At 69.2% G+C, this 15,910-nt stretch carries 14 protein-coding genes; 10 read left to right on the top strand and 4 right to left on the bottom strand.

The annotated features are described in order from the left end of the window. Positions 1-4 precede the first annotated feature (4 nt). Genes ACGFIO_RS07255 through ACGFIO_RS07265 form a run of 3 tightly spaced genes read right to left on the bottom strand, consistent with a single transcriptional unit; the run spans position 5 to position 2,993 of the window. Positions 5-931, bottom strand: a complete 927-nt coding sequence (locus ACGFIO_RS07255) for an amidohydrolase family protein (protein WP_392823232.1) — start codon at positions 929-931, stop codon at positions 5-7. Next, positions 928-2,145: a kynureninase gene (locus ACGFIO_RS07260; protein ID WP_392823235.1), complete on the bottom strand. Its 1,218-nt coding sequence runs from the start codon at positions 2,143-2,145 to the stop codon at positions 928-930. The genes ACGFIO_RS07255 and ACGFIO_RS07260 overlap by 4 nt, the downstream gene beginning before the upstream one ends. Next, positions 2,142-2,993, bottom strand: a complete 852-nt coding sequence (locus ACGFIO_RS07265) for a tryptophan 2,3-dioxygenase (RefSeq protein ID WP_392823237.1) — start codon at positions 2,991-2,993, stop codon at positions 2,142-2,144. Before ACGFIO_RS07265 ends, ACGFIO_RS07260 begins: the two co-directional genes overlap by 4 nt. A gap of 215 nt (positions 2,994-3,208) precedes the next feature. On the opposite strand from ACGFIO_RS07265, the gene ACGFIO_RS07270 reads away from it, so the two are divergent. The 10 genes from ACGFIO_RS07270 to ACGFIO_RS07315 all read left to right on the top strand — a co-directional run bounded on the left by ACGFIO_RS07270 (position 3,209) and on the right by ACGFIO_RS07315 (position 15,437). Beyond that, complete coding sequence (locus tag ACGFIO_RS07270) at positions 3,209-3,688, top strand: hypothetical protein (protein WP_392823240.1); 480 nt, start codon at positions 3,209-3,211, stop codon at positions 3,686-3,688. Between the two features lie 15 nt (positions 3,689-3,703). After that, positions 3,704-4,705, top strand: a complete 1,002-nt coding sequence (locus tag ACGFIO_RS07275; protein ID WP_392823241.1) for a LacI family DNA-binding transcriptional regulator — start codon at positions 3,704-3,706, stop codon at positions 4,703-4,705. Between the two features lie 181 nt (positions 4,706-4,886). After that, entirely contained in the window at positions 4,887-6,239 is a 1,353-nt protein-coding gene (locus ACGFIO_RS07280; RefSeq protein WP_392823243.1) for an extracellular solute-binding protein, read from the top strand. 54 nt (positions 6,240-6,293) lie between these two features. Then, the gene (locus ACGFIO_RS07285; RefSeq protein ID WP_392823246.1) at positions 6,294-7,184 is read left to right on the top strand and encodes a carbohydrate ABC transporter permease; all 891 of its coding nucleotides are present in this window, start codon (positions 6,294-6,296) and stop codon (positions 7,182-7,184) included. Positions 7,185-7,194: 10 nt separating this feature from the next. Next, positions 7,195-8,163 carry a carbohydrate ABC transporter permease gene (locus ACGFIO_RS07290; protein WP_392823249.1) on the top strand — a complete coding sequence of 323 codons (969 nt, stop codon included), beginning with the start codon at positions 7,195-7,197 and terminating at the stop codon, positions 8,161-8,163. Positions 8,164-8,182: 19 nt separating this feature from the next. Next, on the top strand, positions 8,183-9,745 hold the full coding sequence (locus ACGFIO_RS07295; RefSeq protein ID WP_392823252.1) for a glycoside hydrolase family 13 protein: 1,563 nt from the start codon (positions 8,183-8,185) through the stop codon (positions 9,743-9,745). Between the two features lie 7 nt (positions 9,746-9,752). Beyond that, positions 9,753-13,016 (top strand): CARDB domain-containing protein, encoded by a 3,264-nt coding sequence (locus tag ACGFIO_RS07300; protein ID WP_392823253.1) that lies wholly within the window; start codon positions 9,753-9,755, stop codon positions 13,014-13,016. 63 nt (positions 13,017-13,079) lie between these two features. Continuing rightward, positions 13,080-13,889 carry a transporter substrate-binding domain-containing protein gene (locus ACGFIO_RS07305; RefSeq protein WP_392823254.1) on the top strand — a complete coding sequence of 270 codons (810 nt, stop codon included), beginning with the start codon at positions 13,080-13,082 and terminating at the stop codon, positions 13,887-13,889. After that, the gene (locus tag ACGFIO_RS07310) at positions 13,859-14,677 is read left to right on the top strand and encodes an amino acid ABC transporter permease (RefSeq protein WP_392823256.1); all 819 of its coding nucleotides are present in this window, start codon (positions 13,859-13,861) and stop codon (positions 14,675-14,677) included. The genes ACGFIO_RS07305 and ACGFIO_RS07310 overlap by 31 nt, the downstream gene beginning before the upstream one ends. Continuing rightward, the gene (locus ACGFIO_RS07315) at positions 14,664-15,437 is read left to right on the top strand and encodes an amino acid ABC transporter ATP-binding protein (RefSeq protein WP_392823258.1); all 774 of its coding nucleotides are present in this window, start codon (positions 14,664-14,666) and stop codon (positions 15,435-15,437) included. The genes ACGFIO_RS07310 and ACGFIO_RS07315 overlap by 14 nt, the downstream gene beginning before the upstream one ends. Here the strand turns inward: ACGFIO_RS07315 and ACGFIO_RS07320 are convergent. Further along, positions 15,406-15,906, bottom strand: coding sequence for a hypothetical protein (locus ACGFIO_RS07320; protein WP_392823261.1), 501 nt, complete (start codon positions 15,904-15,906; stop codon positions 15,406-15,408). The two genes, ACGFIO_RS07315 and ACGFIO_RS07320, sit on opposite strands and share 32 nt — an antisense overlap. Positions 15,907-15,910: the final 4 nt, after the last annotated feature.

The following is a 15,910-nucleotide window of genomic DNA, read 5'->3' on the forward strand; positions in this document are numbered from 1 at the left end:
CGCGTCAGAGGGCCCGGGCGGTGGCCAACGAGCCGGCGAAGCGGGCCGGGTCGAGGTCGAGTCCGCCGGGTATCCAGCTCGGCGGCAGGGTCGCGGCCGACGGGCTCATCGCGGTGAGGATCTCGGCCGGGGTCAGGCCGGCCTGCTGCAGGGCACGGATCTCGCGGGGGTTGATGCCGGGTACGAGCGGCCCGTTGCCCAGGTCGGTGCCGTAGCGGACGGTTCCGCCGCGGGCCAGGAAGCGCCGGAGGTTGCCGAGCGCGACGTCGAGGTCGGCGGTGGGCGCGCCCCACCCGTGGATGTCCAGGGTGCTGATCCACGTGGTCTGCCCGGCGGCGGCGCGGATCACCCCCTCGTCCAGGGCTTCCGTCCACGGCGTGTGGGCGAGCAGATCGGCACCCGCGTCGAGGGCCGTTTCCACGGTTCCGGGGCCTTCGGCGTGCACGATCAGCGGGAGGCCGGCCGCGTGCGCGGCGTCGGCGATCGCGGCCAGTGTGGCGAGGGACAGGATCGGGCCGCCGGTGTTGAGGGTCGCCTTGATGAACGATGCCCCGGTCTGGGCGGAGACCGCGTCGGCGGCCTCACCCGGTGATCCGACCTCGCGCCAGCTGCCGGCCGGGGCCCACGCGCGATCGCTCGGGTAGCCGCCGGGCGCGGTCAGGAACTGCCCGGCGTAGCGGATGCCGGGCTGCCGCCGCACGAATTCGAGGGTGCCGCCCAGGTCCCAGACCTCGGCGATGCCGCCGGCCCGGATCGTCGGAAGATCGGCCAGCCCGAGGTGCACGTGGGCGTCGGTCAGGCCGGGCAGCAGCGTGCCGGGAAGACGAACAGTGCCGGGCGGGACCTGGGCCACGACCTCGGAGCCGTGCAGGGCCTTCCCCTGGTGGAAGCGGCCGTCCCACCACAGCGTGCCGGCCTGCCGGTAGGTCATCCGACGAGCCGGTCGCGGAGCCGGGACAGTCCCTGGTGGACCTCGGTGAAGCTGGTGCTCAGCGGGGCCAGGCCGATCCGCAGCCCGTCCGGGCGACGATAGTCCGGAATCACCCCTTCGTCCCACAGCGGCTGGAGCAGGTCGCCGAAGCCGGGCCGGGTCAGCGTCACGTGCCCGCCGCGCCGGGCCGGGTCGCGCGGGGACGCCACTGTCACGCCCAGCGGGGCCAGCAGCTCGTCGGCGAAGTCGAGCGCGTACCCCGTGAGCAGCGTCGACTTCTCACGGACGGCCTCGACGCCGACCTCGGCCAGCAGGTCCAGGCTGACGTCCAGCGGGACCATCGCGAGGATCGGCGGGGTGCCGCTGAGCAGGGCGCGGATGCCGGGCGCGTACTCGTGGCCGGGGCCCATCTCGAACGCCGCCCGGTGACCCATCCAGCCGCGGATCGGCTGGCGCAGCTCGGCCTGCAGGCCGCCGCGGAGGTAGGCGAAGGCCGGCCCGCCGGGGCCGCCGTTGAGGTATTTGTACGAGCACCCGACGGCCAGGTCGACCCCCCACTCGTCGAGCCAGGTCGGCACCGAGCCGGCCGAGTGGCACAGGTCCCACATCGCCAGCGCCCCGGCCTCGTGCGCGACGCGGGTGATCTCGCCGACGTCGGCGATCCAGCCCGAGCGGTAGGCGACGTGGCTGAACAGCACCAGCGCGGTGTCCGGACCCACCATCTCGGCCACCTGCGAAGGGTGCACACCGGTGGCCGGGTCGGTCTCGATCCAGCGCAGGGTCAGGCCGCGTTCGGCGGCGATGCCCTCCAGCACGTACCGGTCGGTGGGGAAGTTGTCGGTGTCGAGCACGACCTCGGTGCGGCCGGGCCGGGCGTCGACGGCGGCCCGGGCCAGCTTGTAGATCAGCACGGTGGTGGAGTCGGCGACGATCGTCTGGCCGGGCGCCGCGCCCAGGGCGAGCGCCCCGATCCGGTCGCCGATCCGCTCCGGCCAGTCCAGCCATTCGTCGTCCCAGCCGCGGATCAAATTCTGGCCCCATTGGGTACGGATGAACGCGTCCATCCGCGCGGCGGTCTCGATCAGCGGCTTACCCAGCGAGTTGCCGTCCAGGTAGGCGACCACGCCGGGGGCGGGCAGGAACCGGTCGCGGTGAGCGGCGAGGGGGTCGGCGGCGTCCAGGGCCACCGCGCGGGCGGCAAGGTCGTCGGTCACTGGCCGGGCGCTCCGATCTCGGTCCGGACGGCGTAGAGCTCGGGGAAGAAGGTCAGGTCGAGGGCCTTGCGCAGGAAGTCGACGCCGCTGGACCCGCCGGTGCCGCGCTTGAAGCCGATCGTGCGCTCGACGGTCTTGAGGTGCCGGAACCGCCACAGCTGGAAGTTCTCCTCCAGGTCGACGAATTCCTCGCAGGCCTCGTACGCCTCCCAGAACTCGTCCTTGCGCTCGTAGATCCGCACGAAGACCGGCACCAGGTCGGCGTTGTAGCGATAGGGCAACGTGACGTCGCGCTGGAGGATCTCGACCGGCACGTCGTGCCCGAGCCGGTGCAGGTAGCGCAGGAACTCGTCGTACACGCTGGGCGACTCGAGCGCAGCGGTGAGCATCTCCTTGGCCCCGGGGTCGTCGTCGAAGATCGGCAGCATCCGGGCGTCCTTGTTGCCCAGGGTGAACTCGACCGCGCGGTACTGGTAGCTCTGGAAGCCGGAGGACGTGCCGAGGAAGCTGCGGAACTCGGCGTACTCGCTCGGGGTGAGGGTGGCCAGCACCGACCACTGCTCGGTGAGCTGGCGCTGGATGTGCTTGACCCGGGCCAGGCCCTTGAGCGCGGGCCGCAGGTCGTCGGCGGCCAGCTGGCGCAGCACGGCCCGCAGCTCGTGCAGGATCAGCTTGAGCCACAGCTCGGACGTCTGGTGCTGGAGGATGAAGAGCAGCTCGTCGTGGTGTTCGGGCCGGCTGACCGGGTGCTGGGCGTTGAGGATCTCGTCCAGGTGCAGGTAGCGCCCGTACGACAGGTTGACCTTGAAGTCCCGGACGATGCCGTCCTCGAGCGGTCGTTGATCCATACCGTCGAGGCTAACGGCAATTCAGGTTCAAGAGCTCGATGTCGTGGCTGGGTGGGTGGTGCTGACCGCTGCTCCCGCCGAGGGTCGCTCCGCTCCACCTGCGTAAATGGTCACCCTCCGGCGCTGCGCGCCAAACCCGCTACGCCCGCTGACGTATGCGGTGATACGTCGCTGCCGGGACGCTCCGCGCGCCGGGGACGAGAAGGTTGTAAGGCATGAAACCGCCTGTGCGAAAGCTGATCCTCACCGTCCATGTGATCACCGCGGTCGGCTGGCTGGGAGTCGACCTCGCGATGCTGACGTTCGGCGTCGCGGGACTGTCCGGGGCCGACCCGAACGTCGTCTACCCGGCGCAGAGCCTGATCGGCCGGTTCCTGTTCGTCCCGCTGACCGGCCTCGTCTGGCTGGTCGGGGTGACCAACGCGCTGTCCACCCCGTGGGGCCTGTTCAGGCACTGGTGGGTCGTGGTCAAGCTGGGCGTGACCACGCTGATGCTCTTCCTGGTCACGTTCCTGCTCTACCCACAGCTGGCGAGCGGCGTGATCCCGGAGGGGCCGGACCGGGTCAACCTGGTGGTGGCGCCGGCGATGTCGACGAGCCTGATGATTTTCGCGACAGTGCTGTCCACTTACAAGCCCTGGGGTCGGATTTTGCAGCGACGGGCGAAGAGAAGTTCAGTTCTTGCAGGAAGCTGACGTAGGCTTCCGTACGTGACCAAACGACTGGCCGAGGTGGCCAAGAAAGCCGGGGTCAGCGAGGCGACCGTCAGCCGGGTGCTCAACGGGCGCAGCGGCGTCTCCGAAGCGACCCGCGCGTCCGTGCTGACCGCGCTGGACGTGCTCGGCTACGAGCGACCGACCAAGCTGCGCGGCGAGCGGGGCCGGCTGGTCGGGCTGGTGCTCCCCGAGCTGCAGAACCCGATCTTTCCCGCGCTGGCCGAGGTGGTCACGGCCAGTCTCGCCCAGCGCGGGTTCACGCCGGCCCTGTGCGCCCGGACGATCGGCGGCGTGCCGGAGAGCGACTACATCGAGATGCTGCTCGACCACCAGGTGTCCGGCGTGGTGTTCGCCGGCGGGTCGTACGCGCTGGCCGAGGCCGATCACGACCACTACCGCCAGCTGCTCGACCGCCGCATGCCGGTGGTGATGGTCAACGCCGGGGTGGACGGGCTGGGCTTCCCGCACATCTCGACCGACGACGCGGTGGCGGTCGAGCAGGCCTACGGGCATCTGCGCTCCCTCGGCCACGAGAAGATCGGCCTGGTCCTGGGCCCGGAGGACCACATGCCGTCGCGCCGCAAGCTGGCCGCGGTGGCCCGGCTGGCCGGCTGGGAGCGGCCGGAGGACCGGGTCGAGCGCACCAACTTCTCGATGGAGAGCGCGCGTCTGGCCGCGAGCCGGCTGATCCAGCGCGGCATCACCGGGATGATCTGCGTGTCCGACGTGGTCGCGCTGGGCTCGATCCGGGCCGCCCGGCGGCTCGGCCTGGACGTGCCGGCCGACGTGTCGGTGGTCGGCTACGACGACTCGGCCCTGATGACCTGCACCGATCCGCCGCTGACGACGGTGCGGCAGCCGATCGAGATGATGGGTCAGGCGGCCGTCGACCTGCTCGTGAACCAGATCGAGGGGTCGGGCGTGCAGCCGGACGAGTTGCTGTTCGAGCCCGAGCTGGTGGTCCGCGGCAGCACCGGGCCGGCAAAGGCGGACTGAGCAGCACATTCGCAAGCTTCGACGGGCGGACCCACCGGGTCCGCCCGTCTTTTTGTGCGCTGGGCCACGAAAGTCGCGTTCTTTCGTAAGAGAGTGAAGTTCTTGCGTAACAAGAAGAGACCAATTACCGTCACCGCTACGAAACATGAGAGCACGCTCGCGACATAGAGGAAGGTTCCCCATGCTGAGAAAGAGGCTGCTGGGCGCGCTGCTGATCGCGGGGCTCACCCTGTCCGCGGCCGCCTGCGGCAACGACGACGATGCCGGCGGCGAGCAGGCCGACGGGCCGGTCACGCTGGTCATCAACGGACTTCCGCCGGCCACCGAGAAGGCCACCCACGACCGGTTCCTGGCCAACGTGGCGGCGTTCGAGAAGGCCAACCCGACCATCAAGCTCGACGTCCGCGAGGGCAAGATGGACCCGCAGACGTTCCCGGCCAAGCTCGCCGGCGGCCAGCTCGAAGACGTCTTCTACGTCTACTTCACCGACCCGGCCAACCTGATCGCCAAGCGTCAGGTCTCCGACGTCAGCAAATACCTCAAGGACTTCCCGGTCACCGCGCAGCTCAAGCCCGAGGTGCTCAGGGTCTTCCAGGACGACAAGGGCGGCACGTACGGGCTGCCGTACAAGAACTACTCGATGGGCCTGCTCTACAACCGGGACCTGTTCACCAAGGCGGGGTTGAACCCGGACCAGCCGCCGGCCACCTGGGCCGAGGTGCGCGACGCCGCCAAGAAGATCACCGCCCTGGGCAACGACACCATGGGCTACGGCGACTACAGCAAGAGCAACACCGGCGGCTGGCACTTCACCGCCGAGCTCTACTCGCTGGGCGGCGACATCGCGACCAACCAGAACGGCACCTGGAAGGCCGCGTTCAACAACGAGAAGGGCAAGCAGGTCCTGCAGCAGCTCGCGGACATGCGCTGGACCGACAACTCGATGGGCCAGAAGCAGCTGTTGGAGTGGGCCGACCTGCTCAACCAGATGGGCTCGGGCAAGCTCGGCATGTACATCGCCACCGCCGACAACCTGCCGACCATCGTCAACCAGTACAAGGGCAAGTACGAGACGTACGGGCTGGCCCCGATCCCGGACGGCCAGGGCACCCTGGGCGGCGGCGAGGGCTACATGTTCAAGGCCGGCCTCAGCCCGGCCAAGATCAAGGCCGGCCTGAAGTGGCTGACCTTCTGGTTCACCTCGGCCGACAAGTTCGCCGAGGAGAACAAGTGGGCCAGCGAGACCAAGCAGCCGGTCGGCCTGCCCGAGCCGGCCATCTTCACCGGCGCGGCGGCGCAGACCCAGGCGGCCGCGGACAAGCAGTACGCGAACGTCCCGCAGGCCAACTACGCGCCGTTCGTGGCCGGCATGGGCAAGGTCCCGGTCAAGCTCGAGCCGCCGAACGCCCAGCAGATCTACGCCGTGCTCGACGTGGCCATGCAGAAGGTGCTGACCGATAAGAACGCCGACCCGGCCAAGCTGCTCGCCGACGCCGAGACGCAGGTCAACCAGATCCTCCAGTCCGTCAAGTAGCGATCCGGCCGCCGGCCCCCGGGCCGGCGGCCCCCACCAGAAAGGCTCGGCACGGTGGCGGTGATAACGGCGGCGCGGGTGCGCCGGCGGGTGGCGGACAATCTCCTCGGGTACGCGTTCCTCGCGGCCGGTCTGCTCTGCTTCGGCTTCTTCTCCTGGTACCCGCTGGTCAAGGGCTTCATCCTGAGCTTCCAGCAGGACAACTTCGTGATCCCGCCGTACTGGGTCGGGCTCGACAACTATCGCGCGGTGTTCGACGACCCGCTGTTCTGGACGGCCTGGAAGAACACCGTCACGTTCACCGGCCTGGCCCTGGTCTTCGGGTACGCGCTGCCGTTCGTGATCGCCGTCCTGCTCAACGAGTTCCGGCACCTGACCGGCCTGTTCCGGGTCCTGGTGTACCTGCCGGTGATGCTCCCGCCGGCGGTGGCCGTGCTGCTCTGGCGCGACTTCTACGACCCCGGCAACGGCCTGTTCAACACGTGGCTGTCCGGCGCCGGCCTGCCCACCTCGCAGTGGACCCAGGGGTCGTCGTCGGCCATGATCTCGCTGGTCCTGGTGTCGACCTGGGCCAACATGGGCGGCGCGACGCTGATGTACCTGGCCGCGCTGCAGGGCATTCCGGGCGAGCTGTACGAGGCGGCCGAGCTCGACGGCGCGAGTGTCTGGCAGCGGATCCGGCACGTGACAGTCCCGCACATGCGCTTCATCATGCTCGTCCTGCTGCTGCTGCAGATCATCGCCACCATGCAGGTGTTCATCGAGCCGTTCCTGCTCACCGGCACCTCCAGCCCGGACACGGTCACCGTGCTGGTGCTGGTCTACCGGTACGCCTTCAAGGTGCAGAACGACTTCGGCATGGCCGCCGCGATGAGCGTGCTGATCTTCGTCGTGCTGGGTGTCTTCTCCGCGCTCTACCTGCGCCTGACCCGGTCCGCGGACTGAGGGGAACGTCATGACACTGACCGCACCGCCCCAGCCGGCCGTGCCCGGGGCGGCCACCCCGCCGCCCGCCCCGCAACGCGTGCGCCGAAGTCGGGAAACGCGGGCGGAGACCCGTACCCTCATCTCCGCCATTGATCTGAAACGCCATCGGGTCGCCTATCTGGTCGCGGTGACCGTCACCATGGTCCTGTTCGCGGCGGCCTTCCTCTATCCACTGTGGTGGATGGCGGCGAGCGCGCTGCAGACCCCGGCCGAGTTCGCCGAGGGCAAGGCGTTCCTGCTGCCGCGGTCGTGGCACCTGGACAACTACGCCACCGCGTGGACGAACATGCGGATCGGCCGGTACTTCCTGAACACCGCCTTCTACGCCGTCGGCGGCTGGCTGATCCAGCTGGCGGTCGACGTGACCGCCGCGTACGCACTGAGCAAGCTCCGGCCGATCTTCGGGCGCATCGTGCTCGGCCTGATGCTGGCCAGCCTGATGCTGCCGGCCACGGCGCTGATCGTGCCGTCCTACCTGACCGTCACCGACCTGCCGATCCTGGGCTGGAACCTGCTCAACACCCCGTGGGCACTGTGGCTGCCGGCCGCCGCCAACGCGTTCAACGTGTACGTGCTCAAACGGTTCTTCGACCAGATCCCGGACGACCTGCTGGACGCCGCGGCGATCGACGGCGCCGGCCGGCTGCGGGTGCTGTGGTCGATTGTGCTGCCGCTGTCCCGTCCGGTCCTCGGTGTCGTGTCGATCTTCGCGATCATCGGCATCTGGAAGGACTTCCTCTGGCCGCTGCTGGTGTTGCAGGACACCGAGAAACAGACGCTGAGCGTGGCGCTGGCCCGGCTGGCCAACACCAGTCAGGTGCCGCAGACCGAGTTCATGGCCGGGCTGGTCATCGCGTCCGTACCCATGATCGTCATCTTCCTGATCTTCCAGCGCAGCATCATCGGCGGGCTCTCCGCGGGTTCCATCAAGGGCTGACCTTCAGAAAGAGGTAACAGTGACCAATCAAGATCCGTGGTGGCGCGATGCGGTGATCTACCAGATCTACCCGCGCAGCTTCGCCGACGCCGACGGCGATGGCATCGGTGACATCGATGGCATCCGCGCTCGCCTGGGCCACCTGCGGGATCTCGGGGTGGACGCCATCTGGATGAGCCCGTGGTACCCCTCGCCGATGGCCGACGCCGGCTACGACGTGGCCGACTTCCGCGACATCGACCCGGTCTTCGGCAGTCTGAAGAAGGCCGAGGCGCTGATCACCGAGGCCCACGCGGCCGGGCTCCGGATGATCGTCGACATCGTCCCGAACCACATCTCCAGCGAGCACCCGTGGTTCAAGGCGGCGCTCGCCTCGCCGGACGCACCGGAGCGGGAGTATTTCTGGTTCCGGTCCCAGCCGACCAACTGGATCGGCGAGTTCGGCGGCGACACGTGGACCCGAACCCCGGACGGCATGTGGTACCTGCACCTGTTCACGCCGGAGCAGCCGGACCTGAACTGGGAGCACCCGGACGTGCGGGCCGAGTTCGAGGACATCCTGCGGTTCTGGTTCGACCGGGGCGTCGACGGCATCCGGATCGACTCGGCGGCGCTGCTGCTCAAGGACACGTCCTTTCCCGAGGTGGCGCCGGACAAGCCGCATCCCTTCCACGACCTGGACGGCGTGCACGAGGTCTACCGCGCGTGGCGGCGGGTGGCGGATTCCTATCCCGACCGCGCGCTGATCGGCGAGGTGTGGATGCCGGAGGTCGACCGCTTCGCGCGCTACCTGCGACCGGACGAGTTGCACGCCGCGTTCAACTTCGACTTCCTCGGCTGCGCCTGGGATCCGAAGCTGATGCGCGAGTGCATCGACCGGACCCTGGCCGCGCACGAGACGATCGGTGCACCGGCCACCTGGGTGCTGTCCAACCACGACGTCACGCGACATGTCACCCGGTACGGCCGCACCAAGACCACGTTCAGCTTCGAGGAGAACCTGGACGGGACGCCGGTCGACCTGGAACTGGGCACCCGGCGGGCCCGGGCGGCCGCGCTGCTGTCGCTGTCCCTGCCCGGCGCCGCCTACGTCTACCAGGGCGAAGAGCTCGGCCTGTGGGAGAACGAGAGCATTCCACCGGCCCAGTTCCAGGATCCGATGTGGGGGCGCCGCGGGCACTCGCGGGACGGCTGCCGCGTCCCGCTGCCCTGGTCCGGTGACGAGCCGCCGTTCGGCTTCACCACCGGCACCCCGTGGCTGCCCCAACCCGCCGAGTGGAAGGACCGCACGGTCCAGGCCCAGACCGGCGACCCGAACTCGATGCTCGAGCTCTACCGCACGGCGATCCACCTGCGCCGGGCCGAAGAGGGACTGCATCGGGGCACGATGGCGTGGCTCGACACCGCGCCCGGAGTGCTCGCCTACACCCGCGGATCCACGTTCGCGTGTGTGCTCAACATGTCCGGCGTCTCCGTCCCCCTGCCGGACCACCACTCCTGCCTGCTGGCCAGCGGCCCGCTCGACGGCACCCTGCTGCCGCCGGACACCGCCGTCTGGCTCCGCCTCCACCCCGGAAAGTAGGTACCCCATGTTCCGCTCCCTGGTCGCGGCCACGGTCGCGGCCGCCGCCGTCCTCCTCGTCCCCTCCCCCGCGAACGCCGCCGGCACCAACCTGGCCGCCGGCAAGACCTTCACCGCCAGCAGCTCGGTCGACGTCTACCAGCCGGGCAACGCCGGCGACGGCAACACCTCGTCCTACTGGGAGAGCACCAGCAACGCCTTCCCGCAGTGGATCCAGGTCGACCTCGGCTCGTCGGCCGGCCTCGATCAGGCGGTCCTGAAGCTTCCGCCGGCGTCTGCGTGGGCCACCCGCACGCAGACGCTGACCGTCCAGGGCAGCACCGACGGTTCCTCCTTCTCGGTCCTCAAATCCAGCGCGAGCTACACCTTCAATCCATCCACCGGCAACAGCGTGACACTCAGCCTTTCGTCTACTGCCCGGTTTGTCCGTTTGACCTTCACCGCCAACACCGGCTGGCCGGCCGGGCAACTCTCCGAACTGGAGCTGTACGGTCCCGGTGGCCAGGATCCGCCACCGCCGACCGGCAGCAACCTGGCCGCGGGCAAGCCCATCGAGGCCTCGTCGGTGACCCAGAACTTCGTCGCCACCAACGCCAACGACGACAACACCGGCACCTACTGGGAGGGCGGCGCGTACCCGGCGACCCTGACCGTCAAGCTCGGCGCCAACGTCGGCACGTCGTCGGTCGTCGTCAAGCTCAACCCGGACCCGGTCTGGGGGCAGCGCACGCAGACCTTCTCGGTACTCGGGCGCGAGCAGAGCGCATCGGCCTTCACCACACTGGTCGGCTCGGCCACGTACACGTTCAACCCCTCGACCGGCAACAGCGTGACCATCCCGGTCAGCGCGACCGCCGCCGACCTGCGCCTCAGCTTCACCGGGAACTCCGGCGCACCCAGCGGGCAGGTCGCCGAGTTCCAGGTCTTCGGCACGCCGGCGCCCAACCCGGACCTGACCGTCACCGCGCTCACCGCGTCGCCGTCCGCGCCGGTCGAGACCGACACGATCACGCTGTCGGCCACGGTCCGCAACGCGGGTTCGGCCGCGTCACCGGCCAGCAACGTCAACTTCTACCTGGGTACGACCAAGGTCGGCACGACCGGCGTCGGCGCTCTCGCCGCCGGCGCCACGGCCACGGTCACCGCCAACATCGGGGCCCATAACGCCGGCACCTTCGACACCAGGGCCGTCGTCGACGAGGCGAACACCGTCGTGGAACAGAACGACGCCAACAACGCCTTCCAAGGGACCCTGACCATCTCCCCCGTGCCGAGTTCGGACCTGGTGGCCTCGGTGGTCAACTGGTCGCCGAGCAACCCGTCGGCCGGGCAGAGCGTCGCGTTCAGCGTGACCATCAAGAACCAGGGCACGACGGCCTCGGCCGGAGGCGCCCACGGTGTGACGCTCACGCTGCTCAACGACGCGGGTACGACGGTCAGCACGCTCACCGGCTCCTACACCGGCACGCTGGCGCCCGGCGCGTCGTCCCCGGCTCTGGCGCTCGGCACCTGGACCGCGGCCAACGGCAAGTACACGGTCCGCGTGGTGCTGGCCAACGACGCCAACGAACTGCCGGTCAAGCAGGCCAACAACACGTCGGAACGGTCCTTCTTCGTCGGGCGCGGCGCCAACATGCCGTACGACATGTACGAGGCCGAGGACGGTCAGACCGGCGGCGGCGCACAGGTGCTGGCGGCCAACCGGCGCGTCGGCGACCTGGCCGGCGAGGCGTCCGGGCGGCGCGCGGTGACCCTGCCCAGCACCGGTTCGTACGTGCAGTGGACCAGCAAGGCGGCCACCAACACGCTGGTCACCCGGTTCTCCATCCCGGACGGCACCACCAGCTCGATCAACATCTACGTCAACGGCGCGCTCAACAAGACGCTGCCGCTGACCTCCAAGTACGCGTGGCTCTACGGTCCCGAGGCACAGCCGCAGAACTCGGGCACCGGGCCCCGGCACATCTACGACGAGGCCAACACCCTGCTGACCGGGTCGTTCCCGGCCGGCAGCACGATCAAGCTGCAGAAGGACGGCGGCAACCCGGGCACGATCACCATCGACTTCATCAACCTGGAGCAGGCCACCGCGATCGCCAACCCGAACCCGGCCACCTACGTCGTGCCGACCGGCTTCGACCAGCAGGCGGTGCAGAACGCCCTGGACACCGCCCGGCAGGACACCTCCAAGGCCGGCGTCTACCTGCCCGCCGGCGACTACCAGACCCAGAGCAAGTTCAGCGTGTACGGCCGGGCCATCCAGGTCGTCGGGGCCGGCCCCTGGTACACCCGGTTCTTCACCCCCTCCGGCCAGACCGAGACCGACGGCGGGTTCCGGGCCGAGTCCTCGGCCAACGGCTCGACGTTCAAGAACTTCGGGTTCTTCGGCAACTGGACCATCCGGCAGGACGGGCCGGGCAAGGTGTTCGACTTCAACAACGTGGCCAACATGACCGTCGACAACGTCTGGACCGAGCACCAGATGTGCCTGTTCTGGGGGGCCAACGTCGACAACATGGTGGTCCGGAACTCCCGGATCCGGAACATGTTCGCCGACGGCATCAACATGACCAACGGCAGCACCGGCAACCTGATCGACAACGTCGACGCCCGGGCCACCGGTGACGACAGCTTCGCGCTGTTCGCGGCGATCGACTCCAACAACCAGCAGGAGACCGGCAACGTCTTCCAGAACCTGTCCAGCACGCTGACCTGGCGGGCGGCCGGCCTGGCGGTCTACGGCGGCCAGGGCAACACGTTCAAGAACATCTACATCGCCGACACGCTCGTCTACTCCGGCGTCACCATCGCGTCGATCGACTTCGGCATCCCGATGCTCGGCTTCGGGGCGTCGCCGACGACGAACCTCGACAACATCTCGATCGTCCGGGCCGGCGGGCACTTCTGGGGCGCGCAGACCTTCCCCGGTCTGTGGCTGCTCAGCGGCGAGAAGGAGTTCCGGGGCATCCGGATCAGCAACGTCGACATCGTCGACCCGACCTACCACGGCATCATGTTCCAGACCAAGTACAACCCGCAGGCGCTGCAACCGATCACCGACACCGTGTTCACCAACGTCTCGGTCAGCGGCGCGCAGAAGAGCGGCGACGAGTACGACGCCAAGTCCGGCTTCGGCGTGTGGGTCAACCCGATGCCCGAATCCGGTCAGGGACCGGCCGTGGGCTCGGCCACCTTCACCGGGCTGCGCCTGTCCAACAACTGGCGGGACATCGAGAACACCACGTCCACGTTCACCATCAACCGCAACTGATCCTTTATGTCGGGGGTGGCCTCGGCCACCCCCGATTTCCCATGTGATCGGTAGGGTGATCACATGCGTCGATACTTTCTTTCCGCGGCCGCCGTGGCGGTCCTGCTGATCCCGGCCGGCTGCGCCAAGAAGGACACCAGCGGCGAGTCCGGTGGCGTGACCCTGATCAAGGCCGGGACGATCACCACCTGCACCCACCTGCCCTATGCCCCGTTCCAGTCCAAGGACGCCTCAGGCAAGGTCGTCGGCTTCGACGTCGCCCTGGTCGACCTGGTGGCCAAGAAGCTCGGCGTGACGCAGGCGATCGTCGACACCCCGTTCGAGGGCATCAAGTCCGGGCAGGACCTGAACACCGGCAAATGCGACATCGCCGCGGCCGGCATGACGATCACCGACGAGCGCAAGAAGGTGCTCAACTTCTCCGACCCCTACTTCGACGCCACCCAGGCGCTGGTGGTGCTCACCGGCAAACCGTACAAATCGCTGGCCGATTTGAAGGGCAAGCGGCTCGGGGTGCAGGGCGACACGACCGGCGAGGCGTACGTCAAGGAGCAGGTCTCCAAAGACAGCCTGGACGTCGAGGTGGTGTCCTACCGCGACCTCGCCTCCGAGCAGCAGGCGCTGGTCACCGGCCAGATCGAGGCGGCCGTGGGCGACCTGCCGGTGTGGAACGAATACCTCAAGAAGAACCCCGGCAAGGTCGAGGTGCCGACCGGTTTCGACACCGGCGAACAGTACGGGTTCGCGCTCAAGAAGACCGGCGACCCCGACCTGCTCAAGACCGTGAACGAGGTGCTGGCCGCGTCCCGCACCGACGGCGCCTACGACGCGATCTACGCCCAGTGGATCGGCCCGAAGCCGACGGGCAAGTGAAGGTCCGGGCCCGACGGCGGCTGACCCGCGGCATCGCGTACGCGGTCTTCGTCGCCGTCCTGCTCGCTGTCGTCCTGGCCGCCGACTGGGGCCGGCTGGCCGAGTCGTTCCTGCGCCCCGACGTGGCCCGGTCCATGTTCCCCGGCGTGGTCACCACGGCCCTGGTCAACACGCTCGTCTACACCGTGCTGGCGTTCGTGTTCGGGCTGCTGGTGGGCCTCGCCCTGGCGCTGGCGCGGCTGTCCTCGGTGGCACCGTACCGCTGGTTCGCCACCGCCTACGTGGAGATCTTCCGCGGCCTGCCCGCCCTGCTCGTGCTGTTCCTGGTCGGCTACGGCATCCCGCTGGCCTTCCCCGACCGCGAGATCCCCGGCGGCCTGTACGGCTCGGTGACCGTCGGGCTGGGCGCGACCGCGGCGGCGTACACCGCGGAAACCCTGCGCGCGGGCATCCAGGCCGTCCCCCGCGGCCAGACCGAGGCCGCCCGTTCCCTGGGCATGTCCGCGTCCCGCGCGATGATCTCGATCATCCTGCCGCAGGCGCTACGCATCGTCCTGCCGCCGCTGACCAACGAGTTCGTCTCCCTGACCAAGGACACCAGCCTGGTGTACGTCCTGGGCGTCACCGCCGGCACCATCGAACTGACCAAGTACGCCGGCGACGCCCTCAACCAGCAGGTCAACGCCACTCCCCTGCTGGTCGCCGGCCTGCTCTACCTGCTGATCACGCTGCCCCTGTCGCAGCTGGTCCGGCTGCTCGAACGGAGGTCGGCCCGTGCCGTTCGTTGAGATCCGCGACCTGCACAAGTCCTTCGGCGACCACGAGGTCCTGCGCGGCATCGACTTCGACGTCGAGGCGGGCGAGGTGGTCTGCCTGGTCGGCCCGTCCGGCTCGGGCAAATCCACCCTGCTCCGGTGCGTCAACGCCCTGGAAGCGGCCACCTCCGGCTCGGTGACGGTCGACGGCGTCGAGCTGACCGACCCCGACACCGACGTGGACGCCGCCCGCCGCCACATCGGCATGGTCTTCCAGCACTTCAACCTCTTCCCCCACCTGACCGTCCTCGGCAACATCACCGTCGCCCAGCGCCGCGTCCTGCGCCGCTCGGCCTCGTCCGCCGCCGCCGAGGCCCGCACCCAGCTCTCCCGGGTGGGCCTGGCCGACCGCGAAAAGGCCTACCCGGGCCAGCTCTCCGGCGGCCAGCAGCAGCGCGTGGCCATCGCCCGGGCCCTGGCCATGAACCCGGGCCTGATGCTCTTCGACGAGCCCACCTCGGCCCTCGACCCAGAACTGGTCGGCGACGTCCTCGCGGTCATGCGCACCCTGGCCGGCGAGGGCATGACCATGATCGTGGTGACCCACGAGATGTCCTTCGCCCGCGACGTGGCCAACCGCGTCGTCTTCATGGACGACGGCCGCATCATCGAGACCGGCCCGCCCGCCGAGGTCCTCTCCCACCCCCGCCAGGACCGCACCCGCACCTTCCTGCAGCGCGTCCTGCAGCCCGGCGCCGCCGCTACGCCAGCAGACCGAGCCGCCGAAGGGTGACGTGGTCCCAGGGCAAAATCTCGGTCGCCGTGAACAGGGCGTGGTAGGCCCGGACGTCGTCGACCCCGGTCAGCGCCAGCGCCACCGGCGTCTCCAGGTCGGCCTGACTCAGCACGGTCAGCCCGCGGCCGGCCAGCAGGTCGAGCAGCCACCGCTCGTCCGGCGCCGGGTCCTCGGTGTCCGGAGTCAGGATCAGGTCCCAGGCCTGACTGATCCGGGCCAGGGCGGCGTACGGTCCCACCGCCGACACGTACAGCGCCCACCGCCGTCCGTCGGCGGCCAGGATCAGATGCCACCCGTGGTCCTCGTTCGGGTCGGTCACGTCGGCCACCTCGAACCGGTCGTACAGGGCCTCGACCAGACCCCCGTCCGGGCCACGGGCCAGCCGTCCGGCCACCGTGCCGAACGCCGGCCGGCTCAGGGAGCCGTACGCCCGCCGCAGGCCGTCCTCAACCTCGTCGATGTCCATAGCT

Source organism: Actinoplanes sp. NPDC049265 (assembly GCF_043197135.1).
Taxonomy (GTDB): Bacteria; Actinomycetota; Actinomycetes; order Mycobacteriales; family Micromonosporaceae; genus Actinoplanes.